The sequence below is a fragment of the Streptomyces polyasparticus genome (assembly GCF_014493765.1).
Lineage (GTDB): Bacteria > Actinomycetota > Actinomycetes > Streptomycetales > Streptomycetaceae > Streptomyces > Streptomyces polyasparticus.
The window spans coordinates 19947-38546 of sequence record NZ_JACTVJ010000026.1 but is presented as its reverse complement, the minus strand read 5'-3'; the positions used below and the strand labels follow the sequence as shown (position 1 = coordinate 38546).

General features: G+C 68.3%; 22 protein-coding genes. 19 read left to right on the top strand and 3 right to left on the bottom strand.

Features of this window, described 5'->3' with window-relative positions:
- Window positions 1-126 precede the first annotated feature (126 nt).
- On the bottom strand, window positions 127-675 hold the full coding sequence (locus tag H9Y04_RS38550; protein ID WP_187818875.1) for a flavoprotein: 549 nt from the start codon (window positions 673-675) through the stop codon (window positions 127-129).
- Between the two features lie 118 nt (window positions 676-793).
- Here H9Y04_RS38550 and H9Y04_RS38545 point away from each other — a divergent pair, with 118 nt between their 5' ends.
- The 17 genes from H9Y04_RS38545 to H9Y04_RS38465 all read left to right on the top strand — a co-directional run bounded on the left by H9Y04_RS38545 (window position 794) and on the right by H9Y04_RS38465 (window position 13651).
- A complete protein-coding gene (locus H9Y04_RS38545; RefSeq protein ID WP_187818874.1) occupies window positions 794-1978 on the top strand; it encodes a helix-turn-helix domain-containing protein in 1185 nt (394 codons plus the stop codon).
- A 392-nt stretch (window positions 1979-2370) separates the two neighbouring features.
- Window positions 2371-2919: an ATP-binding protein gene (locus H9Y04_RS38540; protein ID WP_187818873.1), complete on the top strand. Its 549-nt coding sequence runs from the start codon at window positions 2371-2373 to the stop codon at window positions 2917-2919.
- Complete coding sequence (locus tag H9Y04_RS38535) at window positions 2916-3359, top strand: ATP-binding protein (RefSeq protein WP_187818872.1); 444 nt, start codon at window positions 2916-2918, stop codon at window positions 3357-3359. The genes H9Y04_RS38540 and H9Y04_RS38535 overlap by 4 nt, the downstream gene beginning before the upstream one ends.
- 607 nt (window positions 3360-3966) lie before the next feature.
- Entirely contained in the window at window positions 3967-4179 is a 213-nt protein-coding gene (locus H9Y04_RS38530) for a hypothetical protein (RefSeq protein ID WP_187818871.1), read from the top strand.
- Window positions 4176-4349 carry a hypothetical protein gene (locus H9Y04_RS38525; RefSeq protein WP_187818870.1) on the top strand — a complete coding sequence of 58 codons (174 nt, stop codon included), beginning with the start codon at window positions 4176-4178 and terminating at the stop codon, window positions 4347-4349. Before H9Y04_RS38530 ends, H9Y04_RS38525 begins: the two co-directional genes overlap by 4 nt.
- Window positions 4350-4411: 62 nt before the next feature.
- Window positions 4412-4819 (top strand): 6-pyruvoyl trahydropterin synthase family protein, encoded by a 408-nt coding sequence (locus H9Y04_RS38520; RefSeq protein WP_187818869.1) that lies wholly within the window; start codon window positions 4412-4414, stop codon window positions 4817-4819.
- The gene (locus H9Y04_RS38515; RefSeq protein ID WP_187818868.1) at window positions 4816-5574 is read left to right on the top strand and encodes a 7-carboxy-7-deazaguanine synthase QueE; all 759 of its coding nucleotides are present in this window, start codon (window positions 4816-4818) and stop codon (window positions 5572-5574) included. The genes H9Y04_RS38520 and H9Y04_RS38515 overlap by 4 nt, the downstream gene beginning before the upstream one ends.
- Window positions 5564-6058 (top strand): phosphoribosyltransferase, encoded by a 495-nt coding sequence (locus tag H9Y04_RS38510; RefSeq protein ID WP_187818867.1) that lies wholly within the window; start codon window positions 5564-5566, stop codon window positions 6056-6058. The genes H9Y04_RS38515 and H9Y04_RS38510 overlap by 11 nt, the downstream gene beginning before the upstream one ends.
- 80 nt (window positions 6059-6138) lie before the next feature.
- Window positions 6139-6885, top strand: a complete 747-nt coding sequence (locus tag H9Y04_RS38505) for a class I SAM-dependent methyltransferase (protein WP_187818866.1) — start codon at window positions 6139-6141, stop codon at window positions 6883-6885.
- Window positions 6867-7598, top strand: a complete 732-nt coding sequence (locus H9Y04_RS38500) for a thymidylate kinase (RefSeq protein ID WP_308801738.1) — start codon at window positions 6867-6869, stop codon at window positions 7596-7598. Before H9Y04_RS38505 ends, H9Y04_RS38500 begins: the two co-directional genes overlap by 19 nt.
- Window positions 7588-8625 (top strand): radical SAM protein, encoded by a 1038-nt coding sequence (locus H9Y04_RS38495; RefSeq protein WP_187818865.1) that lies wholly within the window; start codon window positions 7588-7590, stop codon window positions 8623-8625. Before H9Y04_RS38500 ends, H9Y04_RS38495 begins: the two co-directional genes overlap by 11 nt.
- Window positions 8622-9725 carry a DegT/DnrJ/EryC1/StrS family aminotransferase gene (locus H9Y04_RS38490; protein ID WP_187818864.1) on the top strand — a complete coding sequence of 368 codons (1104 nt, stop codon included), beginning with the start codon at window positions 8622-8624 and terminating at the stop codon, window positions 9723-9725. Before H9Y04_RS38495 ends, H9Y04_RS38490 begins: the two co-directional genes overlap by 4 nt.
- Window positions 9722-10540, top strand: a complete 819-nt coding sequence (locus H9Y04_RS38485) for a nucleoside/nucleotide kinase family protein (protein WP_187818863.1) — start codon at window positions 9722-9724, stop codon at window positions 10538-10540. Before H9Y04_RS38490 ends, H9Y04_RS38485 begins: the two co-directional genes overlap by 4 nt.
- On the top strand, window positions 10537-11274 hold the full coding sequence (locus tag H9Y04_RS38480) for an HAD family hydrolase (RefSeq protein ID WP_187818862.1): 738 nt from the start codon (window positions 10537-10539) through the stop codon (window positions 11272-11274). Before H9Y04_RS38485 ends, H9Y04_RS38480 begins: the two co-directional genes overlap by 4 nt.
- Window positions 11274-12233, top strand: coding sequence for a phosphoribosylaminoimidazolesuccinocarboxamide synthase (locus H9Y04_RS38475; RefSeq protein WP_187818861.1), 960 nt, complete (start codon window positions 11274-11276; stop codon window positions 12231-12233). Before H9Y04_RS38480 ends, H9Y04_RS38475 begins: the two co-directional genes overlap by 1 nt.
- Window positions 12234-12319: 86 nt before the next feature.
- Window positions 12320-12982, top strand: coding sequence for a 3'-5' exonuclease (locus H9Y04_RS38470; RefSeq protein ID WP_187818860.1), 663 nt, complete (start codon window positions 12320-12322; stop codon window positions 12980-12982).
- 36 nt (window positions 12983-13018) lie between these two features.
- Window positions 13019-13651 (top strand): DsbA family protein, encoded by a 633-nt coding sequence (locus tag H9Y04_RS38465; RefSeq protein ID WP_187818859.1) that lies wholly within the window; start codon window positions 13019-13021, stop codon window positions 13649-13651.
- 13 nt (window positions 13652-13664) lie between these two features.
- Here H9Y04_RS38465 and H9Y04_RS38460 read toward each other — a convergent pair whose 3' ends face one another.
- Both H9Y04_RS38460 and H9Y04_RS38455 read right to left on the bottom strand, forming a co-directional pair.
- The gene (locus tag H9Y04_RS38460) at window positions 13665-14225 is read right to left on the bottom strand and encodes an NUDIX hydrolase (RefSeq protein WP_187818858.1); all 561 of its coding nucleotides are present in this window, start codon (window positions 14223-14225) and stop codon (window positions 13665-13667) included.
- 369 nt (window positions 14226-14594) lie between these two features.
- A complete protein-coding gene (locus H9Y04_RS38455) occupies window positions 14595-14984 on the bottom strand; it encodes an HIT family protein (protein WP_187818857.1) in 390 nt (129 codons plus the stop codon).
- A gap of 422 nt (window positions 14985-15406) precedes the next feature.
- Here H9Y04_RS38455 and H9Y04_RS38450 point away from each other — a divergent pair, with 422 nt between their 5' ends.
- Window positions 15407-17290: an ATP-binding cassette domain-containing protein gene (locus tag H9Y04_RS38450; protein ID WP_187818898.1), complete on the top strand. Its 1884-nt coding sequence runs from the start codon at window positions 15407-15409 to the stop codon at window positions 17288-17290.
- A 64-nt stretch (window positions 17291-17354) separates the two neighbouring features.
- A complete protein-coding gene (locus tag H9Y04_RS38445) occupies window positions 17355-18572 on the top strand; it encodes a bifunctional class I SAM-dependent methyltransferase/NUDIX hydrolase (RefSeq protein WP_187818856.1) in 1218 nt (405 codons plus the stop codon).
- Window positions 18573-18600: the final 28 nt, after the last annotated feature.

Here is an 18600-nt window from a genome sequence, read left to right as displayed (position 1 = left end):
GGGTTGCCGGCCAGTTCTGCGACGCGGTCCTCGCTTGGGCTGATGCGCGCCGACCCGCAGGGCCGTGAGCCGGCTGGAGGCCATCGCGGACGAAGCCGACCGTGCCGCGCCTACTCCCGCACACTCCTACCCGGGCCGGACAACACGTTTTGCGGCGGCATCAAGCACGAGGTTCCAGGGGTAGTCGGCAGGTGAGCCGGTGCCGGGTGGGTGCGGCTCGAATCCACCCGGGCCGTACAGGACCGTCACGCCGGCACCGCGGAGCGTTTCGATGGACCGCTCGAACTGCGGGTGCTGAGTGAAGGCAAGGTTCACACAGGGCATCGCCACCAGAGGAATGCTCTTGCCGATCGCCTCGGCTGCGAAGCCGACGACGAAGTGGTCGGTGATGCCCAGCGCCCACTGGTTGATCGTGTTGAAGGTCGCCGGGGCCACCACCGCCACGTCTGCGGGCGGCCACACATCCGGCTCGCCGGGCCGCTTGTACGTACTGCGCACCGGGTGTCCGGTCAGCTCCCGTAGCGCCTCCAGTTCGCCACGAAGCCATGAGGCCGCCGTGGGGGTCAGACCGAGGCAGACATCCCAGCCGTCGGCCTGGGCTCGCCGGATCACGTCGGCGATGTTGTGCACGGGCGGGGCGGCACAGCCGAACAAGTACATGACGTCCGAGGGCATGTGTCCCATCCCACCACATGGCGACGCCCTCACCGGCAAAGCCGGTGAGGGCGAACGCAGTTCCCGCCGCATCGCGGGCGGGTAGTGTCCCGAGTGGCTGCACGGAACGAGGTGAACTATGCCCGTCTTCGATGGTGAGCACACGGGTAAGCGCATCGCCGCCTTTCGGAAGAAGGCGGGCTTGACGCAGCTGGGGCTGGCCGATCGCATCCCGTACTCGCACGGCCTTCTCCGCGCGGTCGAGCGTGGGGATCGAACGGCCTCCTCCGGCCTGATCGCCGCGGTCGCCGAGGCGCTGCGTGTCGATCCTGCGGTACTGAAGGGTCAGCCATACGTCTCCGAGCTGGCCCAGGACCGCCTCATGGGCTTGATCCGGCCGATCCGCGAAGCCCTGGATCTCTACGACCTCGGCGACAACCCGGACGTCACCGTGCGAACAACCGGTGAGCTCACAGCCGCGGCGGACAGCCTGTGCCGCAAGGTCCGCGCGACCAAGCTCCATGCTGTCGCCACCGAACTGCCGACACTACTCGCCGAGATCACCGCTGCGGCGTACCGGAGCCCAACCACTGAGACGTGGCAGGCGCTGGGCTCCGCCTACCGCACGGCGCACGATGTTGCCACGAAGCTCGGCTTCCCGGACTTGTCCACGGTCGCGCTGGACCGGATGGGCTGGGCTGCGGAGCGCGCCTCGGACCCGTTACTCGGCGCCGCAAGGCAGTACATGCGGGCGCTGTCGTACTTCCGCAACGGCGAGTGCAGCGTCGGACTGCGGCTCATCGAGGCCGGCCGCAGCTGCCTCGAGCAGGCCGAGCCCGGCAGGAACGCCTTCGCCGTACGGGGGCAAATGCATCTGGGCAGCGCGGTGTTGTACGCCCGTGCCCGCGACAAGGACGCAGTGGCCACTCATCTACGCGAAGCCCGGCGACTCGCGAAGCAGACAGGCGAGGCCGGCGACGTGCTGTGGATGTCCTTCGGCCCCACCAACGTCAAGCTGCACCGCACCTCCACCTTGATCGAGATGCGCCAATACGGCGAGGCCGTCGAGCAGTCGAGGAATCTGATTTTCCCGGCCGGCTGGTCTGCCTCTCGGGTCGCGCACCACCACGTGCACCGCAGCTATGCGCTGATGGAGACCCGCCGCTACGACCAGGCCCTTGCCGAGATGATCAAAGCGCGGCAGATCGCTCCGGAGCAGACCCGCTACTACCCGCCGGCCCGCGAGACCATCCGCGCGTTGGTCCGCCAGGCACGTCGCACTCCGGACACCCTCGATCACATGGCGGCCTGGATCGGCATGTAGCAGTGCCACATTTTTGTGGCAGTTAGCACCTGCGTGCACGGCGAGGCTGGTAGAGCCAGCAGCTGGCCCACCTCTGGGAGCCGACGTGTACGCGCAACGAACTCAGCCGGAGAGCCGGCATCCACAGCGGCCCGTGCTCGTAGGGGCCCCTGGGCTCGCGTGGCCCACCCCGGCACGTTCGCGCCAGCCAGCGGGCAACGGCACCTCGACATAGCCGGGACGGAACACACGGACCGCTACCGGTCGATGGCCCCTTGGGCGTTCTGGACGGTCACGCGCGAACGATCTTTGACCACCTTGACCACCCTCAGGCCCTTGCCCCCATTCCGGGGGCCGCGGTTTGGCGGTTCGCTCTTGTAGGCCAGCCACTCGACGAGCGGGAGCACTTCCACATGAACCCCTCCCCTGGGAAAGCCATGATGACGAGCGCCGTACGCATGGGTGGCTTCGCCCGGACGAAGGACAACATGCCGACCAGCGCCGCCGATTCATCCCGCCCGGTGTCGCAGGTGCTGCCATCGCCCGTCACCGCCTCCGTGGAGTCCACCCCGCAGCAGGTGAGCGCACTCCGCCGCATTAGCGGCACGTGGTTACGCAATGCCTGCCGCATGCCGAGGGACCGCACAGACCTGGCTCTGGTGGTCATCTCCGAGTTCGCCACCAACGCCGTACGGCACTCCGGCACCGCAGAGCTCAACTACCGGGGCTACTGCCCGCGCCTCGGCTACGTGCGCTTCGAGATCGACGACGGCACCTCCACCCGCGTGCCGGCGCCCCAGCAGGCCAAGCCCGACGACGAGTCCGGGCGCGGGCTTTTCCTCGTGAGTGCGCTGATCAACGAACTGGGCGGCACGTGGGGCTTTAGCACTGACGGCACCACGGCCTGGTGCTGCTTCCCCATCCACGAAGGCCAGCTCGAGACCAGACGGAGGGACTCGTGAACCAGACCATGCACGACGCACCGTTGGCGCCGAACATCATGTGGTGCGAGCTTTCCCTCCGGGCCGACCCCGTTGCCGTGCAGGCTGCCCGTATCGAGGGGTATACCCGGGTGACCCTGCTCGGCTGGTCGGGCAACGTCCGTCGCGCGGTTGATGTGCTGGGGATCCTGGTCAGCAACGCGCTCGCGCATGGGATCACCCCCGGCGAGTCCGAGCAGATCCACGTGAAGCTGACCCGAACCGAGGCGCAGCACCTGCTCCTTGAGGTCACCGACGACAATCCGTCCTTCCCTGACTTCGCGCAGGCCGTCCAGGGCGAGCTCGGGCGCGGTCTATGGAGAGCTCGTCAGCTTGGCGCCGTCGTCACGTGGTTCTTGCTCCAGGATGCTTCCGGGAAGGTCGTGCGGGCAGAGCTGCGACCGGATCGGGTGGACCTGTGAACTCCCCCGTCGCGTCCGTGAGCGCGACCGCTGTTCAGGGCCCGCTCGCGCCGTCGCCCGGTATCGCGTGCTCGCCGGCGTCCGACATGGACGATCTTCGCGACCTGATCCGCACCCTCCTGGACGTCGAGGGTGGGCGGGACGCCCGGGTGCGCCTGGGCGGGCGATGCTTCGACGTTGTGATCACCGCGGCGGGACTTGCCGCTCAGTCCGTCGCCGCGGCGATGGACGAAATACAAGGCGGCTGCGGGCCTGTGATCGTGGATCCTGACAGCGGGTGGGCGTACTGGCTGGTGCCTCCCGGCACATCCGACGCATGGGCGCCCCATTCCCACGCTGTTTGCCTTGGGTACCCGCACAAGATCACGCTGCCGCGCCTGGAGCGAACGGCTCCGCCAGGCCCCTTCTGGCTGCGGCCGTCCGCGAGCGACCGCCTCGTGCCTCCCGGTCCTCTGCGTGAGGCGCTCGCCCGGTATCGGCCCGAGCCGGCACCGCACGCGGCGATGGCTGTCCAGTTCGCAGTGCGCCCGTCGGGGACGTCCTCCTCGGGAACACCGGCCTTGCCCGGCGTCGAGTGGAGTGATCCCGTCTCCCCGGGACGCCTCTGATGCCCGTCCCCGAGCACATACCTGACCACTGCCCCGGCTGCCAGCAAGAAGCGCACGAGGCCGCGGCCAAGCAGCAGGCTGCGGAGAAGACGCGCCAGGAAGCTGAGGACCGCGCCGCCGACGGCCCGATGCTCGTCTGGGCTCTCCTCGCAGCAGTCCTGCTTCTCGCTGTTGGCTCGGTCGTGCCCTATCTGGTGTGGAGGTACCAGTGAAGTCCACGCGCGCCGAAACGGCCGATGCCGCGTCCGTCGGTCCGCCCACCGATGCGACGCGACGGCTCCGATGGAGCGCCCGGCGGCCGTCCCGCATGACCGTACGCATCCTCGTCTTCGTCCTCGCCATGGCCACCGTGAGCATCGCCGGGTCCCTCCCCAGAACCTGAGCGGTCGCCTCACCTGCCGCGCCAGAGGACGTCGCCCCTCCACCTCACGGAAGGAATGCCGCATGCGCTACACCGTGCAGAAGAAGATCGGCCCCATCAGCGCCATGCACGCCATCAACTCCCTGCCCGAGGGCCACGAATGCCGGAACCTCCATGGTCACAACCTGTACGTGGACCTCACCCTCGGCGCGGACAAGCTCACCGAGCCCGGCTTCGTCATCGACTTCAACGACCTCGCACCGGTCGAGACCTATCTGAGGTCCTGGTCGCGCATGGAGTCGCTCGGCGAGCTGTTCCCCGACGGCCGCGACGCGACGGTGGAGCATCTCGCCGAGCACGTGGCCGACTGGTACGCCACGAACATCGCGCCGACGGCCCCCTCATGCCAATTGCTGTCCGTGACGGTCCATGAGACCGATACCTGCTCGGCCACCTACACCACCACCGCGGGACTGGAGGCCACCCGATGAACGCGATCGCCGCACAGATTCTGCAGAAGGCCGCAGCTACGGGGCAGCTGGCCGTGAACGAGATGTTCCACTCGCTGCAGGGCGAGGGACCCTCGGCCGGGCAAGCCGCGGTGTTCATCCGTCTTGGTGTCTGCAACCTCGACTGCGGGACCGGACCGGGCGCCTTGTGGGCCTGCGATACGCCGTACTCCTGGAAATGGGACGCCCCGGGCATCGACCCGATCGAACAGCTCACCGTGACGTCGGTCGACGAGTTGGCGGACTTCGTCGCACGACACAAGGCGCGGCGGGTGGTCATCTCCGGCGGGGAGCCGATGATCCAGCAGCATGCCCTGCTGCCGCTGGTAACCCACCTGTGTGAGGCGGGGTACTTGGTCGAGTTCGAGACCAACGGAACGATCGCTCCGACACCGGAACTCGTCGATGTTGCCGCGCAGTTCAATGTGTCACCGAAGCTGTCCACGTCCGGGGTGCGCCGCGGCAAGCGGCTCCAGGAGAACGCTCTCAAAGCCTTCTGCGCCAGCGGAAAGGCCATCTTCAAGTTCGTCATCGCCGATCCCGACCGCGATGTGCCCGAAGTCGAAGAAGCAGTGGCCGCGTACGACCTCGACCCCGTGTGGCTGCTCCCGGAAGGCACCGATGCCGCCACGGTCATCGCCGGCGTGAAGACGCTGTCGGAGATCGCCATCCCACGCGGCTGGTCGGTCAGCTCGCGCCTGCACATCCTGCTGTGGGGAGACGAGCGTGGCCGCTGAAACGCAGCTGGGCGCCGACATCTCCTGGACCGACTTCGCCGAGTTCACGCAGCAACTCGCCGAGCGCATACGCAGCGACAGGATCCCGCAGACCATCGTCGGGATCCTGCGTGGCGGCATGATCCCCGCCGTGGCGCTCGCCCACCAGCTGGACGTACGTGACGTCCGCGCCGTGGAGGTAACCCGCACGCTGTCCGACGGGATCCAGGCGGAGAAGAGCTCCGCCCCACGCCTGCGCAATCCGGCCTCGCTCGGAAACCTGGTGGGCCGCGACGTGCTCCTGGTCGACGACGTCGCCGGCAGCGGCACCACTCTCGCCCACACGCGCCGCATAATCGCCGGCTTGACCGCGGCTCGCCTGCGTACGGCCGTGCTGTGCGTGAACCAGGCCAACTGGCTGCTCCCGCAACAGCCTCAGGCAGCCATCGACTACATCGCTCTGCGCTGCGAAGGGTGGGTGATCTTTCCATGGGAGACACGCTAAGGACCGCCCCTGAACGGCTGGGCGAGCAGTACCGCACTCGGCCCGGCACCCCGATGATCGGGCCGTACAGCACGAACCAGATGGACGACTTCTACACCGCACTGTTCCACGGGCACGTGAAACCGTCCGGGATCATGAACTTCCTGCAGCACCAGTACATCGCAGAGCGCTGCAAGCCAGGCGCCGACGTCGTGGATGTGTGCTGCGGCCGGGGGCTGCAACTGCCGACCTTGTACAAGTCCGCCCCGCATATCGCCTCCTACACCGGCCTGGACATCGCCCCGGAGAACCTTCGAGAGGCGCGCGCCATGGTCGGCCGCCTCGAAGAGCACTACCAGAGCACGTTCAGCGTGGACTGGGCGACCACCGACGTCTCCGAGCCCTGGCCGGCCAGCGTCCCGCTGGCCGACGTGATGATCAACACGAGCGCGTTCGAGCATCTGCCGCGTGAGCGGGGCGTGTTGTGCCTGCGCCAGATGGCCGACCATCTGGCCCCGGGCGGTGTGCTGTACCTGTCCACGCCTGAGTCTCCCGGCCCCGCACCCAGGCCGCTGCAGTACCGGGTGCATGTGTATGAGTGGAACCGCGAGGAGCTCGAGCCCGAACTCGATGCGGCAGGGCTGGAGATCATCGAGGCGCTGGGGCTGCTTCCCGCAGGAGGAGAGGTGGTAAGCGCGGCGCTGGGGGAACGGTTCGGTGCGGGCGCGGCTGCCCTGTTCGCGCGACTGCAGGACGTGGTCCCCGAAGCGTTCCTTGCCCCGCTCGCATCCGCCGCGGTCCCCGAGGCGGCTAGCGAGATCCTTTACGTGTGCCGGCGGCGCGCATGAATGCCGTGCGACTCCCCACACAGCGACTCGCCGCCCGCGCGCGCCGTCCGCTGTGGATCAGCTGCGAAGGCATCAACGGCGTCGGGAAGACCACGGTGACCCGGGCTCTCGCCGCACGGATCGGCGAACGCTGCCTGCTGCTGGACGAACTCACCGACCAGGGCAAGGAAACCTTGCCCGGACGGGTGATCGCGGCACTGGCGGCGCAGGGCGACGTGTTCCTGCGCACGGGGCATCCGGCCGTCGAGACTCTGGCGCTGCTGGCGTTAAAGGTCCGGGAGACGGAACGGCTCGCCGGGCGGGCCGATGTGCCCGAGGTAGTCCTGGAAGACCGGGGACTCGACTCCGTGGCCGTGTACCAAGCCGCGATCCTCGGCGCCCACCAGCCCGAGAATGATCCGCGGGATGTTGCCCGGCATGTGCTGGCGACCATGACGCCATGGCGTCACTCGCCCGATGCGACCGTGCTGCTGTCCGGCGACCACCGGCAGTGCACGCAGCGCTTCGCCCAACGCATCGGACGGACGCTCACTGCACGGGATGTCCAGATCATCGAGTGCGTCGATGCCCTGTACGCCGACCTGGCCGCAGCCGAACCCGGCCGATACCGCGTCATCGACACCACAGGTCGGCCCGTCGAGGAGGTCGTCGCCGAAGCAGCCCTGGTCATCGAGGACGTCGCCCGGCAGAAGGAGACCGACCATGCGGCGTGATGCGACCTTGTTGTGGGCTCTGCGCTCCCCCTGCTCCTTCGCCTGCAAATACTGCTATTTCGGCACGACCGAGGAGCACAAGCTGGCGCCGCCATCCGCGCCCGGTGTGCTGTCGCATCTGTCCCGCAGCGACGTTCCCGCCGACCAGCTCAAGGCATTCGCCCGCACCTTGGCCGGATCGGCGATCACACGTGTGGTCATCGCCGGCGGCGAACCGCTGGACTGGCCCACGACCTTGGAGCTGATCTCGCTCATCAAGGAGGCGGGCTGTCAGGTCGTGATCGCCACCAACGGGGTCCCGCTCACCCGGCCCGGCATGGCCTACCGGCTCATCGACCTCGGCGTCGACGGCGTCTCCGTCTCCCTCGACAGCGCCGATCCGCACACCAACGACCAGTTACGCCCCTCGCGCTCCGGCCGCTTCGGTCACGGCACCGTTCTGGACGGCATTCACACGCTGCTCGCAGCACGCGGCGAGCAGCATGCTCCACGGGTCGGGATCTATACCGTGGTTATGCGTGAACGCCCGCAGGAGATCACGGACATGGCGCAGTTGGCCGAGCACCTCGGCGTCGACTACTACGTCCCCCAGCCGATCTCCCTCGCGCCCGACCACGCGCTGTTCACGAAGCTGACCCATCGCGCCGAGGACGCACCGGCCGTGGCGGAGCAGCTCGACCTGCTCTATGCCCGCCCGAGCCGCCTGGCCCTACCGGACCCGTCCTACACGCGGCGCTTCGTGGCCGCCGTCTCCACCCAGGAGTCCGGGGAGGTCGCGAACTGCTTCGGCGGAACACGTCTGTACTTCGCTCAGCCCGACGGGTCCATCTGGGACTGCCCGTCCGACCGCAAGATTGCGGCCACCCGCCCCGAGGAGCGGCGCACCCTCCGCGATGCCGACGCACGCACGCTGTTCGCCGCACCTCCTGTATGTACGGACTGCTCCCACTTCGGTCGGGACTGCGTGAACATGTGGCCCCTCGTCCTCGACATGCCCCGCCTACTGGCCGCGGAGACCGTCCGATGACGCCCACCATGGCCGCCGACTGCGCCGAGCGTGTCGCCGCGGTGCTTGCGCAGATGCCCGATCCGAGCGGAGGGACGACGGTCGCGGACCTGGAGCGCGAACTGGCCGACGCTTTCGGCGTTCCGCACGCCGTCGCGGTGTCCTCCGGCACCGCGGCCCTGCACGCCGCGCTGTCCGCCTGCGACATTGGACCGGGCGACGAGGTCCTTGTCCCCGCCCTGTCCGTAGTGATGACCGTGGCCCCGCTCGTCGCCCTGGGCGCCACACCGGTGTTCATCGACAGCGAGCCCACCACTTTAGACCTCGACTATGAGGACGCAACCCGCAAGGTCACCGCACGCACACGCGCGATCATGCCGGTGCACCTGTGGGGCCGGATGACCGACCCCACCATGCTGGCCCAGTTCGCGGACACGCACGGCCTCACCGTTATCGAGGACGCCGCCCAGGCCGTCGGCACGGTGCGCTCCGGGCAGCGGGCCGGCACCGTCGGCGCGGTCGGATGCTTCAGCATGAAGGACGGCAAGATCCTCTGGAGCGGCGAAGGCGGCTTCCTGCTCGCCTCCCGCCGGGAGATCGCCGAACACGCGGCTGCCTACCGAAGCCACTGGCAGACGCCCCCGTCAGGTAGCGCCCCGCTGACCCGGCTGACCACCAACTCCCGCCTCGCCGCGCCGCTCGCCGCGATCGCACGGTCCAACCTCGACCAGCTGACCGCGCTCGTGACCCTGCGCCAGCGGCAGACCCGCCAGCTGCTGGCCGCCCTGGAGACCGTGCCCGCGCTGTCGGTCCTGACGCCTACCGCCGACGAACAGTGGAACGGCTACTCCCCGCTCCTTCACCTCGACCTCCCGCACCCAAGGGAGTTCGCCGCCTATCTGGCCTGTCAAGGGGTGCCGAACTCCACCGGCAGCTTCCGGCTCGTGCCGTGCGATACCCGCCCCATGTTCCGCGGTCTTGGCCGCCCGTGTCGGGGTGCTGCCCACATCCTCGACCACACGCTCGCCGTGATCCTCACCGAACACGACACCGATGCCGTCCTCGATCACTATGCCGACACCATCGTCCAGGCAGCAGCCTCCTGGCCTCGTACCGCATGAACGCCGTCCCTGCCCCAGGCCCACTGTGCCCTGAAGGGATCCGCCACGTGTCCCACACACCCACCAGTCCGCCGTGCACCCGCGGCCCGCTCATCTCCGTCGAAGGCACCACCGGTGTGGGCAAGACCTACCTGACAGGCCGCGCCGTCGAAAGGCTCCACGACAAGCCGCTCCTGCTCGACGGGTTCGCAGCACGCACGAACGAGCGACCAGGACTAGGCAGAGCCCTCCTGCGCGGGCTGTGTGAGGCCGCCCAAGGAGATCCCTTCCTCCGCGGTGGCACCCCCATGGCCGAGGCCCTGCTGCTGATGGCCATCAAGCGGCACGACCTGGACACCGTGCTCCCCGACCTGGCCGGCGGGCGCACCGTCGTCGAGGGCCGCAGCGTCGACAGCACCGCGGTGTGCCAGGCCGCCCTGCTGCACCCGAACGACCAAGACGCCGCGCTGGAAACCGCCGTCTCCTTGCTGCACCTCGCCGCTTCCTACCGGCCCCTACCCGACCTCACCATCCTGGTGACCGACGACGCCCGAGCGGCCGTCAGCCGCGCTCAGCAACGCGACCGATGTATCTTCACCGCCGAGCAAGTCCTGTTCATGCAGCAGGCGTCCCTGCTGTACGAGCGGGTGGCCGCCACCGATCCGGGCCGCTACCGGATCGTGGACCGGCGCCACATCGATGAGCATGAGGCCGCCGACCAGATCCGGTCGTGGATCCGCACCGCGCAAACCAACGTCAGATGCCTGCGCGAGCCCTGGCAGGCCATGGGCGCCTGCATGTGCTGCGGCCATCAGACTGCGGCGGTCACAGCATGAACAACACGCCTCCATTCGCCGACGACCCACGCCCCGACTTGGCCGCATTCTGCGCACACGCGCTCCCCGATGACGTCAGCGCGGTCATCTTCGACTTTGACGGAACGCTCGCCGATACCACTCCCGGCCATGAAGCCGCGCTTCGCGAAGCGCTCGCGCCATACGACATCGAGCTGAAGCACGACTGGTACCTCCAACACGTCGGCCTTTCCGTTGAGGATCTCCTGACCGCCCTCCCCGGCGGCCGGCGCCTGCCCCACCACACGATCATCCACGCCAGCCGCGCCCTCCTGCTGAGCAGCCTCGACGCCATCGCGCCGCTCCCGTGCACCGTGTCTCTCCTCGGCGTCGCGCGCCAAGCCGAGCTGCCATGCGCTGTGGCGTCCGGGGCAAGCCGAGTCCTTGTTTTCCCGGGCCTGCAAGCACTCGGGCTCGCGGACAAGTTCGCCGCCATCGTTGCCCGCGAGGACGCCGAACAGGGAAAGCCGGCTCCCGATCTGTATCTCGAAGCGGCCCGACGCCTCAACGTCCCCGCCAAGCGGTGCCTCGCCGTTGACGACGCACCAGACGGCATCGCCTCCGCCAGGGCCGCGGGAATGCGCGTGCTCACGATCAAGCACGGCCACCTGTCCGGCGTGGCCGAAGCGCGAACCACGACCACGTCTGCGGGGTCCAGCAGCGCGGCTCGCCACCCACGGGCCGCAAGGCGAGCGGCCTGCGCGGAGGGAGCCTGATGCCTGTCCTGCATTCGACGAAGAACCTGGAAGTCGTCGTCCCTCCCACAGCCACCACCGAGGGCGTCGGGATCTTCGAATACACCGACACCTACTCGGTGTTCCGCTTCGGACCGATGCCGGACACGATCCCGGGAAAGGGCGAGGCGGTCTGCCGCATGGCCGCCTTCACATTCGCCATGTTGGAAGCGGCCGGCGTACGCACGCACTTTCGCCGGTACATCGCTCCCAACCGCATCGAGTTCTCCCTCGCTCGAGTCCCCGACCCGGCCGACCCACCGCCCGCCGGCGCAGAGAGCTACCTCGTTCCGGTCCAGGTCCTCTTCCGCAACGAGGTCCCACAAGGCAGCTCTGTACACCGCCGGCTCGCCGACGGGACGATGGTCCCCGCAGACGTCGGACTCCGCCACATTCCCGCGGTGGGCGAGATACTCCCTCGCCCCATCCTCGAGTACGCAACGATGCTGGGCGACACCAACGAGATCATCGGCGTAGACGAGGCACAGCGCCTGTCCGGCCTGACGAACCACCTGTTCCGGGAGATGCGCGACACCGCGATCACCGTCAACAAACTGCTCACCGCCCACGCGAACGAGCGCGGACTGCGGCACTGCGACGGGAAGGCCGAGTTCGTAGTCTCGCGAGGGAAGCTGATGGTCGCGGACAGCCCCGGCACACCGGACGAAAGCCGCCTGCTGTTCGACGGTGTGCACTGCGGCAAGCAGGTCCTGCGCAACTGGTACGTGAACAACGGGCTCGAAGTGCCGGTCACCAGATGGATCGCCGCAGGCGTCCCGAGACATCACTGGCCTGAGCCCGCGCGCCTTCCGCCTCACTTCGTACCGGTCATGTCCGACCTGTACCGGTCACTCAGTGAGACCTGGACCGGTGAGCGCCGGTGGAACGTCCCCGACCTGCGCTCCGCCACGCGGGCGGTAGCCGAACTCATCGACCAGTGACAGCACACCACGTTCGCAGTCCAGGACCCCTCCGAAGTTGGCTCCGCGGACCTGGCAACGATCAGAATCAACGAGAGCGATGGAACATGGGCAGACTCACCCGCGACCCGGCTTTCAAGGAAACCACCTTCGTCGTCATCGACTTCGAAACAACGACCCCCAGGGGCTATCCGGCCCAGCCGATCGAAGTCGCGGCCCTCGCGTTGCGCCACGATGGCAACGCCTGGGTCTCCGTCGGCACGTACTCCTCCCTCATCCGGCCGCCCGCATTCGCTCCGGTGACTCCCGCGGACACGGCACAAACCGGGTTAACTGCGGACGAAGTAGGCCAAGCACCCTCTCCGGCCGAGGCATTGGGCGGACTCGACCGGCAGCTCGCCGACGGCTGCCGCTACCTCCTCGTGGCCCAGCACGCCGCCACCGAGGCCAACATCATCTACAACCAGCGAGAGCACTGTCCGACTCTGTCCCGCACCGACCTGCTGGACACCATTCCGCTGGCCAAGGACGTCGTGCCGGGGTTGCCGAACTACAAACTCGACACGCTGCTCTCCCATTTCGCCATCCAGCAGCCAGCCGATCGCCACCGTGCGTACGCCGATGTCGATGTGACCGCGCAGGTGTTCATGCGGCTCGTCGCAGAGGCAGATCGGCGGGATGCCTGCGACGACCTCGCGGCGCTGGCCAAGACTGCCGGACGCACGGCGAAGTGCAACCTGCCCGTGCAAAGCGAGCTGTTCGAGGTCTAGCAGGCCGTCGGCAACGCAGAGAGGACGTGCTCATCCATGGATTCCACAGCCAAGCACCGCGAAGTGGTGCCGTTCTGGTTCGATCCGCTGTGCCCTTGGGCGTGGATCACGTCCCGCTGGCTCCTTGAAGTCGAGGAGGTAAGGCCCGTGCGCGCCGACTGGCGGCTCATGTCACTGGCGCACCTCAATCTCGTCCAACGCCAGGGCAAGGACCTCAGCACCGAGTACCGGGAACTGATGGAACGGTCATGGGGCTTGGTGCGGGTGTGCGCCGCGGCGACGGAGTACGGCGGCCGTGGCGTCCTCGGTCCGCTGTACACCGCGCTCGGTACCCGCCTCCACAACCAACGGCGTCGCGATGAACCCGCTGTCATTGCAGACGCGCTCGCGGAAGCGGGCTTGCCCGCATCGCTGTCTGAAGCCGCGCACAGCACGCACTTCGACCGGCTGATCGTGGAGTCTCACGAAGAGGCGACCCGTGAGGCCGGCCTCGACGTCGGAACCCCGCTGCTGCGTGTCAGGGGCATCGTCCTGTTCGGTCCGGTGGTCACTCCCATGCCCCGCGGGGAAGCCGCCGGGCGGCTATGGGACGGCGTGGCTCTCGTCGCGACAACGGACGGCTTCTTCGAGCTCAAGCGGAGCCGCGACCGCAAAGCGTCCTTCGACTAGCGCAAGGACGCGGTCAACGAGCGTGCGCCGCAGCGCCGACGGCTCGTGCGATGCGATGTCCCACGCGCTGCTCGGCCACGTCGAGCGAAACCCATCCTGCACCCGTGACCTCGGACTCCTGGAGGCTTCCCACTTGTCCGTGAACCGTCGTAAAGGCATACCCGACATCGAGGTGGAAGTGCTCCGGCTCGTCCTTCTCCGGGCGGGCCGGAACCCTGCCGAACTCGATGTACGCCGGCAGTGTCGAGACGGGCGAGACCGCACCGGGATCGATGCCCGTTTCCTCGGCCAGCTCTCGCACGGCCGCCGCGACAAGACTCGTGTCGGTCGGCTCCAGATGCCCGCCTGGCTGCAACGTGATCCCGTACGCCCGGTGCTCGATCAAGAGAATCTCAGTCTCACCGCGAACCAGCAGAGCACCGACCGTCACATGCATCGGGAAGCTGCGCCTGGACGCGAACTCCTGGCCCTGGGCCAGCAATCGAAGCGCCTCCGACAGCTGCACGGCCTCGTCCGGAAAGCGCTCAAGGTAGCACGCGACGACGCCGGCAATGTCCGCATCAGTGATCGCCACGGAACGCCCCCATACCCACCGGACTGCGGCCGGCACACGAGCGGAACACCAGGGTTTGTACGAAGTCCAGCGACACGATCAACTCCATGCAGCGGGCCCCTGTTTCATCAGACGCCACGCGCGTTCTCCGTAGCGCAATGGGCTACGGACCGTTCCAAAGTCGGGCGCCGATTCCATCAGGTTCCATGCCGCGAACGCCAGTTGATCACCGCTCGCGTGTCGAACGCCGCCCATGAGGAGCGTGGCGTGCTGTACGCGACGGACCCAGAATCCGTGTTCCCGCTCACGAGTGATCGCCATCGCAGGTCTGGCGGCTCGCGCAACGACCGTTCTCAGCGGGCTCAGCGCCTCACCGGGCAGCTGGGGTGCTCAGGCGTCGTGATTGCCGTACATCGCCAGGATTTCGGCCTCGGACTCGCCTCGGTAGGTGACGTGCCAGTGCAGGTGCTTCGACTCCTGATACAGCCCCAGATTGGTCGTGACCGAGCAAGCGCCGTGTTCTGCCTCCACCTGCTGCGCGACCTTCCTGACCGTCTCCAGTACCTCAGCGAGCAGTTGAGGCCCACCGCGGCCGAGGTCCGTGAGCGACGGCGTGTGCTCCTTTGGGATCACCACGATGTGCACTGGGTACGAAGGGCGGGTGTGGTGAAAGGCGAGGGTGGTCTCGGTCTCGGCGACGACGTCGAGGTCCACCAGGCCGGCGAGTGCCTGGTGGCAGTAGAAGTCCGAGACGGTGTCGGCAGGCTCGACAGGGGCCACAGCGCATCACCTTCTGGGGCGGGAACGTGATCTCGCCGTCAGCGTACCGACCTCAAGTGCCGTTCCTGGACGCCGTCTTATGCGCTCACGGCCCCCTCCTGAATGCGGGCGCTGCCGGAAGGTTCACCCACCGCCGCACTGTTGCGCACGTCGATCGGCGCCTTGCTGCTTGGGCGGCCGTCATGGTCAGTCCCGGCCGCCAAACCTCATTCGTCACAGGCGTTTCAAGGCTCGGCGATTCGGCCAATTCGCCGCGCGTGGAGGGCGCCGGGTGGTGGCGATCGGGCTCGGTCGTCCTTGCGGTTCCAGGCTTCCAGGACGTCTGGAATCGAGCGCGTTCGATTCGCTGGCGGCGTCGTTATCCCGGGCACCGCCGAGCCATCCAGGTGCGGCACCATCCCCTGAGGAAGGACTAGGTGACATTGACTGACGCCTCGACCACACCCCCGAAGACGCCTCCCCCTCCTCCACCCGCGAGCCTCACCTACGGGAGTAAGTTCGCCGAGAATCCCCTGGAAGGGGCACGTTTCGGTGCGATGGCCCGACGTCTTCCCTCTGTGCTCGCGCACACCGCGCGCAAAGCCTGGGAGGTCGACAAGCAAGCCGCCGTTCTGCTGCTCGCTTGCCAGATCTTCACCGGTATCGCAGCCGCGGTCGTTCTCGCGACGACCGCCCGGGCCATGACGCACATCCTCGGTGGCGGCACCGTGTCCGAACGCCTGCACGGCGCCCTGCCGGCGCTGGTCGTCGTGACGCTCGCGGCGGGGGTTGGCCGGATGTGCAGCCTGTTGTCCTCGTACACGGACGGACGGATCACTCCGCTGCTCACCACTGATGCGGATGTCGCGCTCGTCGCCGCGGTGCTGCGGGTGGAGTCATCCGCGTACGGGCGCGACGGGTTCGCCGACCAGCAGGAGGCCGCGGAGATCGGTGTCACCCGCACCCGTCTCATGGTCCAGGACGCGCAGCGGTTCACCGCCGCGCTGGTCCGCATGGTCGCCGCGGGTGGCGTGATCACGGTGCTGCATCCGCTGTTGCTGCCGGTGCTGCTGCTGGCCGTGCTGCCCGCGGGCGTCGGCGCCGTGTTGTCCGCTCGCGTCGACTACCGCACGCACTTCCTCAACCTCGGTGACCGTAACGTGCGGGCGATGATGAGGTCGTGGTCGACCCATGCGCGGTTCGGGGACGAGGTCCGCGCGAACAGCATGACCGACTACCAGATCTACTGGTACCGGGCCTTGTCCGAGCGGATCGACCAGCGCACCCTCAAGGCCGTGCCGCAGATGCTGCGCATTCAGACCGCCAGCAGCGCGCTGGGCGGCTTCTTCCTGATGTGCACCTGGGCAACCCTCGCCGGCCTCGCGATCACCGGCCGGATCGCGCTGCCGATCGCGGCCACCGCCGTGGTCGCCGTGCAGACGGCCGTGGCGGCCTTGACGCAGGTCGTCATCCAGGGCGCGGCGCTGTTTCACACGTCGCTCTATCTGGTCGACATGCGCGCGTTCCTCGATCTTGCGGACGAACTCGCGCCCAAGCGCGGCGCGTTGACGATCCCGGAGCGCATCGAGGAGATCCGTATCGACGAGGCCGTGTACCACTACCCGGGCAAGGAGGAGCCGGCCGTGGCCGGGGTGTCCCTGACGCTGCGCCGGGGCGAGATCCTGGCGCTCGTCGGGGAGAACGGGTCGGGCAAGTCGACGCTGGCCCGGCTGATCACGGGAATCGTGCTGCCCGACAAGGGCGCCGTGCAGTTCGACGGCATCAATCTGGCTGATGCCGCGCCGAGTTCTGTGTGGTCGCGCACGTCGCTGGTTCCGCAGAACTTCGCGTGCTGGCCGCTGCGGGCTCGCGAGAACGTGACGCTCGGCCAGCCGCGTACCCACGATGACGGCCCGGTGTGGAAGGCGATCGACGCGGTCGGGATGCGCGAGGAGGTCGAGAAGTTGCCCCAGGGCCTCGACACACTTCTCGCGCGGGAACTGTTCGGCGGCGCTGAGCTGTCCGGCGGTCAGTGGCAGCGCCTCGTGTGCAGCCGCGCCCTGTACCGGCAGACGCCGATCGTGATCCTGGATGAGCCGACCTCGCAGATGGATGCCCGCGGTGAGCACGCGATCTTCCAGCAGATCAAGCAGATCGCCCCGCACTGCATGACCGTGGTTGTGACGCATCAGCTTGAGAACACGCGACTGGCCGACCGCATCCTCGTGATGGACAAGGGGCGGGTGATCGAGCAGGGCACATACGACGAGCTGGTGCATGCCGGAGGGCAGTTCGCTGATCTCGTGGCTCTGGCCAAGGACCGCTGACCCCATCCGACCTGTGGTGCAGGGCCCGGTGGCCCTGCACCACCCGCGGCGAATCGAGAGATCCATGACAGACATCGCTTCAGCCAGCAGCACGTCGGCGGTGCGGGAGACGTGGACCCGCTACGGGCGCGTGCAGATGGAGCGCGGCTATATGCCGGCCGTTCCTGAGCGGGTGCGGTGGGGCTTTTGGGACGGCGTGGGGCCCGGGGCCGAGGTCCTCGGGCCGATCCGCGGACGGCGCGTGCTCGACATCGGTTCCGGGCCCGGCCACCACGCTGTGCACTTCGCCCGCGAGCACGGCGCCCTGGTCGACGCCGTCGAGCTGTCCGGCACCCAACACCAGCGGGCGGCCTCGCACTTCGGCGACGAGCCGGGCGTCCGCTTCGTTCACGCCGACGTGGTCGATCACCTGCGCACCACGGAGCCCTATGACGCGGCGTACGGCATCTGCACCTTCGGCTGCCTCGACCCCCACCACGTCCTCCCGGCGCTGCGCGACGGACTGCGCAACGACGCGCCGCTCGTCTTCTCCGCCCTGCACACCAACATGCACGGACACGGCCCCTCCACCACCGTGGCCCCACGCCAGGAAGTGATCCTGCTCAAGGACCAGGAGCCGATCCCCAGCCCGACCTGGGCGCTGACGCCCCAGCTCTGGGAGGACCTGCTCACCGGCTACGGCTTCCACGTCGAGCACAGCGAGGTCCTGCGAGCCCCCGAAGCAGACAACCCCGTGGCCGTCCACCTGGTCCGCGCCCGCCGCCGGCCCGTTCATCGGCCGCGGACCACCAGCCGGCCGCGCACCGCGCAGCCGCCCCGACCGCATGCCGCCATCGGTGTCGGCGCCATCGTCCTCAGCGAGCAAGGACTGCTGCTCGGCCGTCACCGGCGCGGAACCGTGGAGCTGCCCGGCGGGACTGTGGAGACATCGGACAGATCCCTGGAAGAGACGGCTGTGCGTGAACTCCGCGAGGAGACCGGCCTGGTGGCGCGGCCCGAGGACGTGCGGCTCCTGGGCACGCTGCTCGATCACGTCGGCGGCGTTGTCCGTGTCACCGTGGGCGCGGTCGTCACCGCCTGGCAGGGCTGGCCGGCCACACAGCCGAACGAGAGCGTCGGCGACTGGCAGTGGTGGCCACTCGACCGGCTTCCGCGCCAAGACCTGTTCGAATGCAGCGCGCAGATCCTCACCGCATGGCGCCCAGACCTGCCAATCGACCACGCCCCAGCCCATTTCACCCCCTTCGCGCCCAACGCCACAGCAGAAGAGCCGAGGACGTGACGATCGATCCGCGCTCCGGGCGCATCCC